This window comes from Agrobacterium sp. 5Ca50, assembly GCF_055381905.1.
The window spans coordinates 2,744,167-2,760,937 of record NZ_AP026438.1; the positions used below are offsets into that span (position 1 = coordinate 2,744,167).

A 16,771-nucleotide genomic window follows, 5' to 3' on the forward strand; every position below is an offset into this window, starting at 1 on the left:
CAGTCTCCTTGGGGTAGATTGTTATTGCTTGTTAGTTTTTACGATTACGCTTGTCGAAATGGCGGGCAAGCCTGTCGCCCGCACTTTGAACCAGCTGCACCAGAACGATCAGCACTGCGACAACGGCAAGCATCACTTCCGGCATAAAACGCTGATATCCATAGCGAATGCCAAGGTCACCAAGACCACCGCCACCGACAGCACCGACCATGGCCGAGTAACCGATCAGGCTGACCAGGGTTAGGGTAAGCGCCAGCGTAATGCCGGGCTTGGCTTCGGCCAGCAAAACCTTGGTAACGATCTGCACCGGTGTGGCACCCATGGCGCGCGCCGCTTCCACCAGACCCTTGTCGACTTCGCGGATCGCCGCTTCCACCAAACGGGCAACAAATGGAATGGTCGCAACCGTGAGCGGAACGATGGCTGCCGAAGTACCAATGGAGGTACCGGCAACAAGGCGGGTAAATGGAATGATGGCCACCACCAGAATGATGAACGGCGTAGAGCGGGCGGCATTGACGATCAAACCAACGATACGGTTGGTGATCGGCGCTTCAAAAAGCTCGCCTTTGCCGCTGGTCGCCAGGAAGATGCCGATCGGCAGGCCCACAAGCGACCCGACCAGACCGGAGATCGCCACCATGTGCAATGTCTGTAAAAGTCCCTTCCACAGAAGGATAAAGAGCATATCAGGCGACATAGCCGAGCACCTCCGTGGCAAGTCCGGTTTCCGCATAAAGGCGGTCAGCGCGGGAAATTGTTTCAGGTGTTGCGGGGTAGGAAACCACAAGTGAACCAAATGGTTCGCCTGCAATTTCCTCGATCGTGCCGGCCAGAATATTCACATCTGCACCGATTTCGCTGACCAGTCTTGCCGTCAGCGGCTGGAAGGCCGTCGCACCGAAGAAGATCAATCGCACCAGAACGCGGTCACCACTGTCCGGTTGCGGTTTCAAAACGCCGCTGATCCATTCAGGCAGCTTGGCACCGATCGAAGATGACAGCAGGCTGCGGGTGGTTTCATGCTTGGCAGACGTGAACACATCAAAGGTGCGACCGCTTTCGACGATCAGACCCTTGTCGATAACGGCAACCTGCGACGCGATTGTTTTCACCACTTCCATTTCATGGGTGATGAGAAGCACCGTAAGGTTAAGTTCCGAATTGATCTTCTGGAGAAGTTCAAGAATGGACTGGGTGGTTTCAGGATCGAGCGCCGAAGTCGCTTCATCTGATAGCAAAAGCTTTGGCTCGGTTGCCAGAGCGCGGGCAATACCGACGCGCTGCTTTTGACCGCCGGACAGTTCCGCCGGATAGCGGTTGGCCTTATCACCAAGTCCGACAAGTTCAAGCAAAGGCTGAACTTTCTTTTTGATGTCCTGGCGGCTGACACCGGCAATCTCCAGCGGCAGCGCCACGTTGTCGTACGCGGTGCGCGAAGCCAGCAGGTTGAAATGCTGGAAGATCATGCCGATCGAGCGGCGCAACTGGCGAAGACCCTGTTCATCCAAACCGCCAACATCAACGCCATCGACCAGAACGCGACCGGATGTCAGCGTCTCCAGGCCGTTGACGAGCCGGATCAGTGTGGATTTACCAGCGCCTGAGCGCCCGATGATGCCGGTAATGGAGCCGCGTGGAACAGATAGGTCCACACCGCCAAGCGCCGTAAACGCCGCTTCGCCGTTTTGGCCGCCAAAACGTTTGGTGACATTTTCAAACACAACCATGGCATCAGCATGTGCTGGTGGTTGCTGAGCGGTGCCGCCCGCTGTCAATTGGAAACTCATGGATAACTCTACGGATAATGTCTGTTGTGCGTATCTCTTTAAATCAATTCCGGCTGAAATAAAGGATTCTGCGGTTTTTGGTGTCTGTCCTGCCATTTTTACAGCATCAACGATGCTCGCAAGATAAGTCACCCGTGCATTCAGTGCGTGTCGTTACGCAATCACGAAGCACATTCGATTACAGCACATAGTCCGTGTCATTTTATTCTGCTTTCACACCAAAGTCGTTATCGACTTTCTTAGGTGCCCCAAACATGCCTGTATGCGACACCTTTTGACAGGGAAAATTTTTCAACTGAAAGGCAGTTTCAGGAAAATTTTCCGCAGTTATGTCCTTAAAGCGATTACTTTACCGAAGAAATGAACTGATCGTTCGGACGACGGACCTTTTTGAGGTTCACCAGCCAATCACCATCTTCCTTGCGGTAGCCAAGCGGAAGGATGGTAACCGAGCGCAGGCCCTTCTCACGCAGGCCCAAAATCTCATCCAGCTTGTCCGGATCGAAACCTTCCATTGGTGTCGAGTCCACGCCTTCGAATGCAGCCTGAGCAAGCGCCATGCCGAACCCGATATAGGCCTGACGTGCAGCGTGTTCGAAGTTCACCTGAGCATCGCGTGGGGGATACATGTTCAGGAGCATCTGGCGATAGTTCTCCCAACCTTCATTCTTGATGCCGCGCTCTTCATTGACGAGATCGAACATGCCGTTGATGCGCTCAGCGGTGTAGTTATCCCACGCTGCAAAAACGAGAAGGTGCGAACCATCGGTAATCTGAGCCTGGTTCCAGGCGATTTCCTGGATCTTCGCACGCACTTCCGGATTGGTAACGACGATAATTTCAAACGGCTGCAAGCCGCTTGATGTCGGAGCAAGACGGGCAGCCTCCAAAATACGGGCAACCTTATCTTCCGTTACCGGCTTGGAAGGGTCCATCTTTTTGGTGGCATAACGCCAGTTCAGTTTTTCAATAAGCAAAGCAGTCTCCTTGGGAGGATCACCGACGCTGCTATCATGCAAGCGTGCAGGTTTCGTTTTGAAACCCGCTACACATAGGATGCCTGCCTGCAACTGCAAGCAGGCACCTCAAGGTAACCACCGAAAACTACAAGGCTGCCTTTTTGTGATTGCCCTTCGGAAATTCGGCCGCCAGCGACGAGTACCATTTGCCGCTTTTTTTGATGGTCCGGACCTGCGTGTCATAATCGACATGCACAAGGCCGAAGCGCATGCGATAACCCTGCGCCCATTCAAAATTGTCCATCAGGCTCCAGGCAAAATAACCGCGCATCGGGTAACCATCCTTGATCAGATCGGCAACCACCGACAGGTGGTCAGCGTAATAATCAAGGCGCGGCTGGTCATCGACCTCACCATTTTCAACACCCATATTGTAGCAGGCACCGTTCTCGGTGATGTAACAATCGGGCAATTCATAACGGCGATAAAGCTCCTCTACCAACGAATGCAGGGCCGGAGAATAGACCTCCCAACCGATATCGGTCGTCACATCGTTGACGAAAGGTGCTTCAACCGTGGCTGGGAATTCAGCTGATGGATCGGGATCAGCGGCAACCCGCATTGGTGTGTAATAATTCAATCCCCACCAATCGAGTTTCTGGTTGATGATGGTGAGATCGCCCTCTTCGACAACCGGCATGCGGTCACCCAGCGCCTCAACGAAATCCGAGGGATATTCACCCTTGAATACAGGGCCAAAAAACACACCATTATGGAACTGGAATGCCCGCTCGGCTGCCGCCTTGTCCGCCGCACTGTCGGAAGCAGCAATGACCGAATGTGCGTTCAGTACCAAACCGACCGGCACGTTGGGCGCAACATCCCGGCAGGTCTGTACGCCAAGACCGTGGGCAAGATTGGTGTAATGCATCGCCGCCAGTGCGGCGTCCATGTTGCGCTCACCCGGCGCGTGAATGCCGTAGAGATGGCTAAGCCATACCGAGCACCATGGCTCGTTAAAGGTGGCAACAGCGTCCAGCCGGTCGCCCAAGCGTTCCATAACCGTGCGGGCGTAGCGCTGGAAGGCATAGGCGGTGGAACGCGCCGTCCAGCCTCCATCACCCATCAGGGTCAACGGCAGATCCCAGTGGTAAAGTGTGGCATAGGTTTTGATGCCCCTCGCCTTGCAGCCGTCAACCAGACGGTCATAAAAATCCAGCCCTCTTTCATTGATCAGACCGGTGCCATCAGGAATGATACGTGGCCATGCAATAGAGAAACGGTACGCCTCGACACCCATATTTTTTATGAGATCGAGATCGGCATCCAGACGGTTGTAATGATCGCAGGCAACGTCACCATTGTGGCGACCATAAACGTGGCCCGGCATGTTGCAAAAAGCATCCCAAATCGAAGGTTTGCGACCATCTGCCTTGGATGCTCCTTCAATCTGGAAGGATGCCGTCGCGACACCAAACAGAAAATCACCGGGAAAGCGTGTTGCAAGCACCTTGGGATCGATCATTCCGTCTCCTCCTGAATAATTTGGCCCGTTAAGTATCGGGTTTTGGTCCTGCCCTGGACAGGTGTTTGCAAGGTATAAAGGCAAATCATCGCCTACTGCAACGTTTCAGTTAAATCATACAAAACTTTTACGACAGGGATTTGGTGCAAATGCAGCGAGTTAGCAACAAAAAAGGCGGGGCTTGATCCCCGCCTTTCATCAGCTTTTTTACATAAGGCTTTTCGGCCGTTTTAAACGTAACGATTTACGACGTTTTCGAGATATTCCTGACGACCCGACTTCGGTTGAGGATTGATGTTTTCACGCTCGACCAGAGCAGCAATCTCATCCAGCTTCAACTCGCCACGCAGCATCTTTTGCGCCGAAGGAGAATCCCACTTTGAATAACGGTCCGTAAGCGGCTTCGACAGCGCGCCATCTTCAATCATCTTGGCAGCAGCCTTCAGGCCACGGGCGCAGCAATCAATGCCGCCGATATGACCGATCAGCAGATCAGCCGGATCAAGCGACTGGCGACGCAGCTTGGAATCGAAGTTGGTGCCGCCGTTCTGGAAGCCACCACCGGCCAGAACATGGTAATAGGCCAGCGCCATTTCCGGCACGTTGTTCGGGAACTGGTCGGTATCCCAACCGGACTGGTAATCATTGCGGTTCATGTCGATCGAACCGAAAATGCCGAAGGCATTTGCCATGGCCAGTTCGTGTTCGAAGGAATGGCCCGCAAGGATGGCGTGGCCCTGCTCGATGTTGACCTTGATTTCTTTTTCCAGGCCATGACGCTGCAGGAAGGCATAAACCGTTGCCACATCATAATCATACTGATGTTTGGTTGGCTCCTGCGGCTTCGGCTCGATCAGGATCGTGCCTTCAAAGCCAATCTTGTACTTGTATTCGACGACAAGGTTGAGGAAGCGGCCCATCTGGTCGAGTTCGCGCGACAGGTCGGTATTCAGCAGGGTTTCATATCCCTCGCGTCCGCCCCACAGAACATAGTTGGCACCGCCCAGTCGCTTGGTAGCATCGAGGCAGGTTTTGACCGTCGCAGCCGAGAATGCAAACACATCCGGATCCGGATTGGTCGAAGCGCCCGACATGTAACGGCGGTGCGAGAACAGGTTAGCAGTACCCCACAAAAGCTTGACGCCGGTTTCCGCCTGCTTCTTCTCAAAGTGGTCAACGATCTCGTTGAGGTTACGGGTGTTCTCCGCAAAGCTGTTGCCTTCGGGGCGAACGTCCGCATCGTGGAAGCAATAAAACGGTGTACCCAGCAGCGAGAAAAACTCAAAGGCAACATCAGCCTTCAGTTTTGCCGCATCCATTGTGTCGGAAAACCATGGGCGCTCAAATGTCTGGCCACCGAACGGATCCCCACCTGGCCATGTGAATGTGTGCCAGTAGGCCACCGCAAAACGCAGGTGATCTTCCATGCGTTTGCCAGCCACGATCTCGTCCGCATTGTAATGACGAAACGCCAGCGGATTTGTGCTGTCCGGTCCTTCATATTTGATTTTGGTGATATCACCGAAAAAGCCTGTCGACATGGGTATTCCTCCTGAAATCTAACCTCTGTCAATGAAAGTAGACCCCCGGCTTGCGCCGGAAGAAAACGGGATGTTAGTGCGCGAGTTGGCGAATGGCCGGGTAGAGCTCGCGGTAACGCTGATAGGCAGCATCGTAGGCACCGCTAAGTGCCGAGACAGGTTCGATGGTTCTGGCAGTCTGCGGCGCCGTGCACACGGCAACCGGGTCGGCGCCCGTGGCCGCAATAAGACCAAGACGTGCGGCACCGAAGGCAGCACCAAAATCACCATCGGCGGGAATATCAACCGGCACATCAAGGGCCGTTGCAATCGACGCCAGCCAGTATTCCGAGCGTGAACCGCCGCCAATGGCCGTGACGCGCGAGATGCTTGTGCCGGCCGATTTCAACGCTTCCAGATTGTCACGGATGGCAAAGCTGACACCTTCAAGCACCGCCTGCGTCAGAACCGAACGGTCACTTTCATGACCAAGGCCGATAAAGGCGCCACGAATGACCGCGTCATTGTGTGGTGTGCGCTCGCCAGACAGATAAGGTGCAAATGTCACGCCGCTTGGTGCCTTCAGGCTGTTGCCCAGCTCCGTGGTCAGTTCGGCTGCAGATTTGCCTGCAATGCCGGAATACCAGTTAAGGGCATCGGTTGCCGACAGGATCACGCCCATCTGGTGCCAGGTGTTTGGCAAGGCGTGGCAAAACGCATGTACGGCACTTTCCGGCTTGGGCAGATAGCTGCCGTTGGCCGCAAACAAGACGCCTGAAGTACCAAGCGAAACGAAAGCAGCGCCTTCCGATACCGTACCCATGCCGCAAGCCGATGCAGCATTGTCACCGGCGCCACCGGCAACCACGACATCGCTCATGCCCCAAGCAGATGCAAGCTCGCCGCGCAGTTTACCAGCCTGCTCAGTGCCTTCCACCAGCGAAGGCATGTGGCTTTCGCTAAGGCCAGTCACATCCAGCAATTCTGCCGACCACTTGCGAGCACCGGTATCAAGCCAGGACGTGCCGGCAGAATCCGACATTTCGGAGATATATTCACCGGTCAGCCAGAGGCGCAGATAATCCTTCGGCAGCAAAACCTTGGCGACCTTGGCAAAAATCTCCGGTTCATGTTTGGCAACCCATGCCAGCTTTGGCGCGGTAAAGCCTGGGAACACGATATTGCCGGTCAGCTTGCGGAACCTTGGGTCAGCATCCAACTTGGCAGCCTCGGCATAAGAGCGCGTGTCATTCCATAGAATGCAGGGACGAAGCACCCCACCGGCCGCATCAACAAGGGTTGCACCATGCATTTGCCCGGACAGTCCAATGCCTTTCACGGCAGCAAGTTCCTTGGCATGGGAGGCCTTCAGTCCGGCGATTGCCACTTCACTTGCCTTGATCCAGTCCGCAGGGTTCTGCTCCGACCAACCGGAATGAGGCCGGGACACCTCAAGTGCGCCATTGGCAGAACCGATAATACGCTGGTTGCCATCAATCAGCAGCGCCTTGACGCCAGACGTCCCCAAATCGAGACCAAGATACATGTTATTCCTCCATGAAAATACGGTGAGACGGATTTGCAATCACGGCAAATTATCTCGCATGAATATGTCGAGGCGAATGCGTTCTTGTGCCGCAATCACTCCCACCTTGTCAGCCTTGGCCTTGAGCACACGAATGCTGCTGCGCACCTCATGCCCGGCATCCTGATTGAGTACGGCGTCGACAAGCCCGGCCTTGAGCGCCGCAGTGGTGTGGGTGCTCAGCTCGTGTGCAATGACCGCCGGTCTGCCACGCGATTGCGGCAGGTTTTCCAGCGCCCGGATAAGACCTCTGTTACCGGCACCCAGGCTGTAAACACCGCCAATATCTGCATGTTGGGCAAGTGTATCGCGCACCAGCTTTTCAACCGTCGCAACATCATCACGCCCTTCGAGAACCGGCAGAATTTCCAGCTGCGGAAACTCTGATCCCATCACCGACATGAAACCGTCGACGCGCTCGCGGTGATCGCGCACCATCAGCGAACCGGCCAGCACAGCGATCTTGTTGGCCGACGGATTGGCAAAACGCCCAAGCAGGCTGGCCGCCGTCTTGCCGGCAGCAATATTGTCGACACCGGCATAGTGGTCGCGTTTTGAACCGGAGAGGTCCGAAACGATTGTCACTGTCGCTATACCGTCATCCGACAGTGCCGCAACCGCCTGACGCACCGCATCACCCTCAACGGCAACAAACGCAACGCCGGCCGGCATGTCGGCCCGCGCGGTTTCCAGCGCAGCAACAAGTGCGGCCGCATCAAATGGGGGAATTTCAAGCAGCGTAATTTCGGCGCGCTCCGAGGGGCCACGCGAAATCGCTGCACGCACTTCATCCCGCAATGCCTGCATGAAGGAGTTGTCATTGTTTGGCAAAATGAAAACCAGTGGATAAACGCGGCTGCGCGCCAGATTGGCAGCGGCAACATCACGCACATAACCCAGCTCGGCGATGGCTGCTTCCACACGCGCCTTGGTCACTTCCCGTACACCGGAACGGAGGTTGACCACACGGTCAACCGTGGCAAGGCTCACACCCGCCCTCGCAGCAATGTCGTGAACTGTTGGCTTCATTTCCGTCCTCCGACAGCCCTTCTATTCCCAAATTTGAGGTACGTAAATCAAAAAATAGCGGACGGTAGCAATCATCTTTAAACGTAAAATGAAAAAGGCCGCCATTTCTGGCGGCCTCGGCGGTGGATAGGGAAAATCCTTAATGGCCGCTGCCCGCAGGCGGTGCAGCAGATGGCTTGCGGATCAGCAACGTCAGCGTCACCAGGAAGCAGAACAGCACTGTCAAGGTCATGAACACATCGGCAAATGACAGCAGCCATGCCTGTTGCGTTACCATGCCCGCCAGCTTCTTGAAGGCGACTGAAGCGCCATCCAGACCATAGCTGTCATAGTTCGCACCTACACTGCTCAACCAATCCAACGCTTCCGGATTTTTGAAGTTCACATGCTCCGACAGACGCGCATAATGTTCATCGGTGCGCTGTGTCAGCATGGTGTTGATTATGGCCAGACCAACCGCACCACCGAGGTTACGGGTGAGGTTGAACAGGCCCGACGCGTTCTTGATACGCTGCGGCGGCAACGTGCCGAGAGCAATGTTGTTGATCGGCACCATGCACATCATCAGCGAGCAACCGCGCAGGATCTGCGGAACAAGCAGTTCGTAGAAATCCCAGTCCGAGGTAATGCCAGTCATCATATAGGTGCCAGTGGCAAAACCGAGGAAGCCAATACCCATCATCACACGCGGATCGAGCTTGTTGGACAGCATACCGGCAACCGGAGCTGTGAAGAACATCGCAAGACCGGACACGAACATTGTCTCACCGATCATCAGCGAGTCGTAACCACGGATACGTCCGAGATAGAGCGGGTAGAGATAGGTCAGACCGTAAAGGCCAACCCCCATCACGAATGAGAACAGTGAACCAATCGAGAAGTTTCGGTCCATGAAGGCCCGCAAATCCACGATCGGGAATTCGACCTTGAACGCTCTCCAGAAAAACACCACCGCACCGATGGTCATGGCAATCGAACCGACAACGATATGTTCATCGTTGAACCAGTCCTTGTTGTTGCCTTCCTCGAGCACATATTCCAGCGAACCCAGGAACACGCCCATAGCCAGCAGACCCCACCAGTCAAACTTCTTCCAAAGTGACTTTTCGGGCTTGTCGAAGTCGATCAGGCTCCAGGTCAGCAATGTGACGATGATACCCGGCACAACGTTGACGAGGAACAACCAGTGCCAGGACATGGCGTGGCTGAGATAACCACCCACCGTCGGACCGATGGTGGGCGCAAGTGTTGCCACCAGACCAATGATCGGAGACACGATGCTACGCTTGGACGGCGGAAAAATGGTGAAAGCTGCCGCAAACACCGAAGGGATCATGCCACCGCCGATAAAGCCCTGAATGGCGCGGTACACGATCATCTGGTCGATGTTGGTGGCCGTGGCACATAGCGCGCTCGAGAGGGTAAAACCTGCCGCACACATGCTGAACAGCACCCGGGTTGACAGGATACGCGCCAGCGTGCCCGACAGCGGGATCATGATAACTTCAGCGATCAGGTAAGACGTCTGCACCCAGGCGATTTCATCCGAGCCGGCACCAAGGCCGGCCTGGATTTCCGCGAGAGAGGCAGACACAATCTGGATGTCCAGAATGGACATGAACATGCCCACGACCATGGCAAAGAAGGCAATGAGCCGCTTTTTATCCATGGGGGGATCGGACGCGGCAACTGCATTGCCGCCTCGGATGACCGCTTCCGTCATGATGCGAGCCTTTCGCGCTTACTTCTGCGCTACCGCATTGTTGTCAGGTGCAGTGCGTGTATCCACGTCCACGACAACACTCAAACCGGCACGAAGATTATGCTTGGCAAGATCTTCGGCAGAGAAAGCGATACGGACAGGCACGCGCTGGATAACCTTGGTGAAGTTACCGGTGGCATTTTCAGGTGGCAGCATGGAAAACACCGAGCCGGAAGCAGGCGAGATCGACTGGACCGTGCCGATAATATCCTGCTTACCAAGCGCATCCACATGGATACGCACCTTGGAACCCGGCTCGACCTTGGCGATCTGCGTTTCCTTGAAGTTCGCATCAATGTAGAGGTCGTTCATAGGCACCAGGGCTGCAAGCCGCTTGCCGCTTGAGACGAGATCACCCACCTGAACAGCCACATTGCCGATGACACCATCATACGGCGCCTTCAACACTGTAAAGCTAAGGTCACGTTGAGCCTTGTCCTTGGCCAGAACCAGCGAACGGATGGTGCTTTCAGCTTCGTTTCTCTGCGCTGCGAGCAGAGATATATTGGCTTTGGCGGATTCGATGCTGGCCGCACCGGCAACAGCATTTGCGGCAGCCTGATCAAGCGCGACCTGTGCATTATCTGCAGAGGCAACCGTACCAACATCCTTGGCTTGCAACTCGTTGGCGCGCTTCTGGTTGATTTCCGCGCCGCGCAGGGCTGCGTCAAGCGCACCCTTCTGTGCTTCGGCCTGCTGCAGAGCAGCCTTGGCACCTGCAAGCTGTGCATCGATACGCGACAGCGACAGCTCCTGGGTACGAACCTGTGCTTCGGCTTGTTCAAGCGCGATTCGATAATCACCATCATCCAGAGTGACGAGCGGATCACCAGCCTTGACTTCCTGATTGTCGACGACATGGACCTTGTTCACATAACCGGAAACCTTAGGCGAAATGATCGCAATGTCACCTTCGATATAGGCATCATCGGTTGAGATGAGGAAACGACCATCGGTCCACCATTGGTAACCATACCAGCCGGCACCGGCCAGCACGGCAATTGCCAACACAGGCAAAATAGGCGAGCGACGCTTTGCCTTCTTCTGCTGTGGCGCATCCTGTGGCGGCGCAGGTGTCTGAGATGTGGTTTCTACCGCATCATCTTTACGCGCCGTTTCATCTGCGCCCTCATTTGTATTGACCGCGCGTACCGCGCCTGTGTTCTGGGCAGACATGTGCTCACCACCATGTAGGATATAATTTTATTGAACTGAACCGTTCGGTTCGATTGACATAAAGCTTTTCATGACACATATCAAGAGGGCATCGAACCAAACAGTTCGATTTGACGGGACTCAAAATTTCAAACAGGGATAAGAGTGTGAGCACGCAAGAAGACATGGAGACATCTGGAACGCCGGTCACCACCGGGCGTTTCGCGGCGGGAGAAGATCCTGCAAAGCGCGAACAGATCCTCGATGGCGCCTGGATTGTTTTCCGCAAACTTGGCTTTGATGCTGCCAGCATGAACGATATTACCCGCGAAGCAGGCGTTTCCAAGGGTACCATCTATGTTTACTTCGCAAATAAGGAAGATCTTTTTGCGGCCCTGATCGACCGGCACCGTACCCGTTTTGCCGAAGCCATGCGTGATGTGCTGGCGGGGGAACAAGCGGTTGAAGAAGGTCTCAAGAAGTTCGGCTTCACCTTTTCCCGACAGATGACCTGCTCTGAAGTCATACCTGCTATGCGTTCTGTGATTGGCGTTATTGACCGCATGCCAGGTCTCGCGAAGCGTTTTTTCGCCAGTTCACCCGTCAACATCAAAAGCGTGCTACAGGATTTCATCGAACATCATGTGAAGCTTGGAAACTTGCAGGTCGACGATATCGAATTGGCCGCCCGGCAATATATCGAACTGTCGTCAGGTCCGTTTTTCAAACTTCGCCTGTTTGGTGAAATTAATGGTGACGTGCCGCAGCAGGAACTGGACCGGGTGGTCAACAGCGCCGTGCGCGTATTCATGGCCGCTTACGGAACCAAAATCAGTTGAGCGCATTAGGCAAAATCTGCGCAGGCGTAATTTCGCGTTAAACGCGAAAATTGCGAATAATCAGGCATATCGTTGAAATAAATGCGCTTGTTTCTCGCGTTTTATAACGTACATGATTGCGTCGTATATTTGCCAATGCTGCACAATTGAAAGGACAACACCCCCCGATGGAGACCATTCTCCCTCTCTTGAGCGACCCCACTGCCTGGGTGGCATTGATTACCCTGATCGTCATGGAGGTCGTGCTCGGCATTGACAACCTGATATTCATCTCGATCCTGACCAACAAGCTGCCACCGGAACAGCGTGAAAAAGCCCGCAAGATCGGTATTGGCCTCGCACTTGTCATGCGCCTTGGCCTGCTTGGCACTGTCGCCTGGATCGTACAGCTTACCAACCCGGTTTTCGATGTTTTCGGTCACCCCTTCTCCTGGAAAGACATTATCCTGATCGTCGGCGGTCTGTTCCTGCTGTGGAAGGCGACCAAGGAAATTCACCACAATGTTGACCCTATCGACCACAAGGAAGACATGGTTGGCGGAACGGTCACCAACACGTTCTCATCTGCAATCATTCAGATTCTGCTGCTTGACCTCGTATTTTCGGTCGACAGCATTATCACGGCCGTTGGCATGACGCCGCATCTGCCGATCATGATCGTTGCTGTTGTGTTTGCTGTCACTGTGATGCTGGTAGCTGCAACGCCTCTGGCTAACTTCATTGAGCGCAACCCGACAATCGTCATGCTGGCTTTGGCCTTCCTGCTGATGATCGGCACCACGCTGATTGCCGAAGGCATGGGCATGCATGTGCCGAAGGGCTACGTCTATGCAGCTATGGCTTTCTCTGCCCTGGTCGAACTTCTCAACATGATGGCGCGTAACGCCCGTGCCCGTAAACGACAGGCCGCCAAGCATTAACCGCTGAATCGAATATTGAAAGACCCGCCTGACAAGGGCGGGTCCTTTGCATTTTGACGACGGAACGCGCTATGGTTTCATACGTTTAATACCGCATCTGATCGGCTGTTCTGGCCAATCACTCTCCTGCCGAAAGTGCATTCCTGAATGACAACAGACCAGATTTTAGCCTTCGCCGTTATCGCAGCAATGATGGCAGCTTTCATCTGGGACAAGTTGCGTTATGACGTGGTTGCCTGCTCCGCCCTATTAGGCGCTGTTGCGGTGGGTATCGTGCCCTTCGACAAGGCATTCTCCGGTTTCAGTGACGATATTGTCATCATCGTCGCCAGTGCACTGATCGTCAGCACGGCGGTGGCCCGTTCCGGCATTGTCGATACGCTGATCAAGAAATATTTCCCCGAAATGCGCTCGAAAGGGTTGCAGCTCGCTTTCCTGATGATTGTTGTGGCTGTCATGTCGGCCTTCATCAAGAATATCGGTGCATTGGCTATCATGATGCCAGTGGCTTTTCAGTTTGCCCGCAAGTCCGGCACCCCCGTGTCCTTCTACCTGATGCCGATGGCCTTTGCTGCCTTGCTCGGCGGATTGATGACGCAGATCGGCACCTCGCCCAACATCGTGGTCTCCAGACTGCGTGAGGAAATGACCGGTCAAAGTTTCTCGATGTTCGACTTCACGCCTGTCGGTCTTGGTCTGACAGTCATCGGCATCGTATTTTTGACATTTGGCTACCGGCTGCTGCCAGTGCGCACCAAGCCGGACGCCTCCGTCGAAGACATTATGGAAAAATCCGCCTACACAGCCGAGGCCTCCATAACAGCAGATTCACCGATTAAAGACAAAAGCCTCAATGAACTGCTGAAACAGGGCGATGGTGCGGTCATTGCGACAACCATTCTCAGAGGCCACCGCAGGATTTCCCCCTTCCCCGATGTTGTGCTTAAGGTTGGCGATACACTGCTGCTGGAAGGCAATGCCACTGATCTGGACAGGGTGGTCTCCAGTGCAAAGCTCACACTGTCAGGCAAGCCATTGACCGGCAGTGGCCAGAAGGAAAGCGATGTCATGGCCATGGAGGCGGTGATCGACAACACCTCGATCCTCAAAGGCCTTTCGGCGAAAGAATTGGCACTGTCCTACACACGCGGCGTCAATCTGATTGCCGTCAGTCGTCGCGGACATCGCCTGAACCAGCGTCTGAGTGACCTGTCATTGATGGCCGGTGACGTGATCGTTTTGCAAGGCAACAGCAAAAACATCTCACAGGTTTTGAAGGAATTCGACCTTCTGCCGCTCGCGCAACGTGAAATCCTGCTCGGCACCCGCAGACGCGCGATTTTGCCACTTCTGGTACTTGCAGCTGCCATGGCAGCTGCGGCCACCGGCATAGCACCGGTCGCCGTTGCCTTCTTTGCCGCCGCCTTCGCGATGATCGCTATTGGCGCTATCCCGTTGTCCGACATCTACAAATCAGTAGATGGCCCAATTCTTGTGATGCTGGCGGCACTTATCCCGGTCAGCGATACACTGCGCACGACAGGTGCGAGCGACCTTATTGCGACCTGGTTGGGGGAAACGGCAAAAGGCATGCCACCCTTTATGGCTCTTGGTCTTATTCTGCTGGCTGCGATGGCTGTCACGCCATTCCTCAACAATGCCGCAACGGTACTTGTCATGGGCCCGATCGCGGCAGGATTTGCCACCACACTTGGCTTCAAGCCGGAGGCATTTCTGATGGCTGTCGCGATTGGCGCCGGCTGTGATTTCCTCACCCCCATCGGCCACCAGTGCAACACTCTTGTCATGGGACCGGGCGGCTACAGGTTCAGCGACTATCCACGGCTTGGTCTGCCGCTATCATTCCTGATCATCATCACCAGCATTCCAATGCTGCTTTACGTCTGGCCGGCATCCTGATTTGACCTAATTTTCTTGACGCATGGGGCTGAATGTGGCCTAAGGCCATTCCAATGGAAAATTGCGGAATTGCGGGCATCCTAGATCCCCAAATCCCGTTTCCTCAATGCATGCTAAAACCAGTCGTCGCATACGGGAACTTCCCGTAACCCTTGCACGTCAATACGAGCGATCATCCAATGAGCACTTCCAACGTTCGCGTCCGTATCGCGCCCTCTCCTACCGGTGAGCCGCATGTCGGAACTGTCTACATCGCACTTTTCAACTATCTGTTCGCCAAGAAAACCGGCGGCGAGTTCATCCTGCGCATCGAAGATACCGATGCGACCCGCTCGACCCGCGAATATGAAGAAAAAGTGCTGGAAGCACTGAAATGGACCGGGCTGAAATGGTCTGAAGGTCCCGATGTCGGCGGTCCTTACGGCCCGTACCGCCAGTCCGAGCGCAAGGACATGTACCAGCCCTATGCTCAGGAACTTCTGGATAAAGGCCATGCCTTCCGTTGTTTCTGTACGCCTGAGCGCCTGGAACAGATGCGTGAAGCCCAGCGCGCCGCTGGCAAGCCACCGAAATATGACGGTCTGTGTCTGCATCTGAAAGCTGAAGAAGTAACAGCGAAGCTGGCGGCCGGTGAAACATCTGTTGTTCGCATGAAGATCCCGACCGAAGGTTCCTGCGACTTCACCGACGGCGTGTACGGCGAAGTGTCGATCCCGTGGGATTCCGTTGACATGCAGGTCCTGATGAAGGCCGACGGCATGCCGACCTACCATATGGCCAATGTCATCGACGACCATCTGATGAAGATCACCCACGTTGCGCGTGGCGAGGAATGGCTGGCCTCAGTGCCTAAGCACATTCTGCTTTATCGTTATTTTGGATGGGACCAGCCGGTATTCATGCATCTTTCGCTGATGCGCAATGCCGACAAGTCCAAGCTCTCCAAGCGCAAGAACCCGACGTCGATTTCCTACTACTCGGCACTCGGTTACCTGCCAGAAGCCTTGATGAACTTCCTGGGTCTGTTCTTCGTGCAGATCGGTGAAGGCGAAGAGCTTCTGAACATGGACGAGCTTGCAGACAAGTTCGACCCGGATGCATTGTCCAAGGCTGGCGCGATCTTTGACGTGCAGAAGCTGGACTGGCTGAACGGCCGCTGGCTGCGCGAAAAGCTGAGCCAGGAAGAATTCCTTGCCCGCATTTTCGAATGGTCATCGGAAAACGGCCGTCTGACCGAAGGCCTCAAGCTGGCACAGAGCCGCATCTCCCGATTGAGCGAACTGCCGCAGCTGGCAGGCTTCCTGTTGTCTGGTGATGTTGGCCTGACACCAGCCTCCTTCGCAGGGCTGAAAAGCAAGCCGGAAGAAATTCATGAAATCCTGACCACCGTTGCTGCCGATCTGGAAAAAATGCCAGACTGGAACATTGAAAGCATCGAGGCGGAATTGCGTGACCTTGCTGAACGCACCGGCAAGAAACTGCGCGTGGTGACACCACCGCTGTTCGTTGCCATGTCAGGCACATCGCGTTCGCTGCCGCTGTTTGACAGCATGGCGCTGCTTGGCCGCTCCGTGGTACGCCAGCGCCTGAAGGTTGCCATTGCTGTTGTCGCCACAATGGTTGGCAGCGGAAGCTAAGGTTTACCGGGGCGGATTATCATTCGCCCCTCATTCCTGTGTTTGTCACAGGAAAACCAGCTACGGCGTATTTGCGCCGTGAATGAATGTAAGAAAATCTCCCGCGCCCAAAGACCTGTGCGCACTGGTA

General features: G+C 54.8%; 13 protein-coding genes. 4 read left to right on the plus strand and 9 right to left on the minus strand.

All coding sequences use genetic code 11. From position 1 onward, the window contains the following. Window positions 1–31: 31 nt before the first annotated feature. From ACZ5FM_RS13315 to ACZ5FM_RS13355, 9 genes are all read right to left on the minus strand, one after another. Entirely contained in the window at window positions 32–700 is a 669-nt protein-coding gene (locus ACZ5FM_RS13315) for a methionine ABC transporter permease (protein ID WP_259142544.1), read from the minus strand. Continuing rightward, the gene (locus ACZ5FM_RS13320) at window positions 690–1,790 is read right to left on the minus strand and encodes a methionine ABC transporter ATP-binding protein (protein ID WP_409515549.1); all 1,101 of its coding nucleotides are present in this window, start codon (window positions 1,788–1,790) and stop codon (window positions 690–692) included. The genes ACZ5FM_RS13315 and ACZ5FM_RS13320 overlap by 11 nt, the downstream gene beginning before the upstream one ends. A gap of 344 nt (window positions 1,791–2,134) precedes the next feature. Then, a complete protein-coding gene (locus tag ACZ5FM_RS13325) occupies window positions 2,135–2,767 on the minus strand; it encodes an NAD(P)H-dependent oxidoreductase (protein ID WP_250982268.1) in 633 nt (210 codons plus the stop codon). A 127-nt stretch (window positions 2,768–2,894) separates the two neighbouring features. Further along, the gene (locus ACZ5FM_RS13330; protein ID WP_464038922.1) at window positions 2,895–4,274 is read right to left on the minus strand and encodes a GH1 family beta-glucosidase; all 1,380 of its coding nucleotides are present in this window, start codon (window positions 4,272–4,274) and stop codon (window positions 2,895–2,897) included. 230 nt (window positions 4,275–4,504) lie between these two features. Next, entirely contained in the window at window positions 4,505–5,815 is a 1,311-nt protein-coding gene (xylA, locus tag ACZ5FM_RS13335; RefSeq protein ID WP_464038923.1) for a xylose isomerase, read from the minus strand. 73 nt (window positions 5,816–5,888) lie between these two features. Then, window positions 5,889–7,340 (minus strand): xylulokinase, encoded by a 1,452-nt coding sequence (gene xylB / locus ACZ5FM_RS13340; protein ID WP_464038924.1) that lies wholly within the window; start codon window positions 7,338–7,340, stop codon window positions 5,889–5,891. 39 nt (window positions 7,341–7,379) lie between these two features. Continuing rightward, the gene (locus ACZ5FM_RS13345; RefSeq protein ID WP_464038925.1) at window positions 7,380–8,408 is read right to left on the minus strand and encodes a LacI family DNA-binding transcriptional regulator; all 1,029 of its coding nucleotides are present in this window, start codon (window positions 8,406–8,408) and stop codon (window positions 7,380–7,382) included. A 139-nt stretch (window positions 8,409–8,547) separates the two neighbouring features. After that, window positions 8,548–10,131, minus strand: coding sequence for a DHA2 family efflux MFS transporter permease subunit (locus ACZ5FM_RS13350; protein ID WP_259142513.1), 1,584 nt, complete (start codon window positions 10,129–10,131; stop codon window positions 8,548–8,550). 18 nt (window positions 10,132–10,149) lie between these two features. Next, window positions 10,150–11,346, minus strand: coding sequence for an HlyD family secretion protein (locus tag ACZ5FM_RS13355; protein ID WP_259142494.1), 1,197 nt, complete (start codon window positions 11,344–11,346; stop codon window positions 10,150–10,152). A gap of 164 nt (window positions 11,347–11,510) precedes the next feature. Here ACZ5FM_RS13355 and ACZ5FM_RS13360 point away from each other — a divergent pair, with 164 nt between their 5' ends. From ACZ5FM_RS13360 to gltX, 4 genes are all read left to right on the plus strand, one after another. Beyond that, window positions 11,511–12,164, plus strand: a complete 654-nt coding sequence (locus tag ACZ5FM_RS13360) for a TetR/AcrR family transcriptional regulator (protein WP_259144703.1) — start codon at window positions 11,511–11,513, stop codon at window positions 12,162–12,164. A gap of 167 nt (window positions 12,165–12,331) precedes the next feature. Beyond that, a complete protein-coding gene (locus tag ACZ5FM_RS13365) occupies window positions 12,332–13,084 on the plus strand; it encodes a TerC family protein (protein ID WP_250982275.1) in 753 nt (250 codons plus the stop codon). Window positions 13,085–13,231: 147 nt separating this feature from the next. Then, a complete protein-coding gene (locus ACZ5FM_RS13370; protein WP_250982276.1) occupies window positions 13,232–15,004 on the plus strand; it encodes an SLC13 family permease in 1,773 nt (590 codons plus the stop codon). Between the two features lie 179 nt (window positions 15,005–15,183). Next, on the plus strand, window positions 15,184–16,641 hold the full coding sequence (gltX, locus tag ACZ5FM_RS13375; protein WP_192488023.1) for a glutamate--tRNA ligase: 1,458 nt from the start codon (window positions 15,184–15,186) through the stop codon (window positions 16,639–16,641). The last annotated feature ends 130 nt before the right edge of the window (window positions 16,642–16,771 follow it).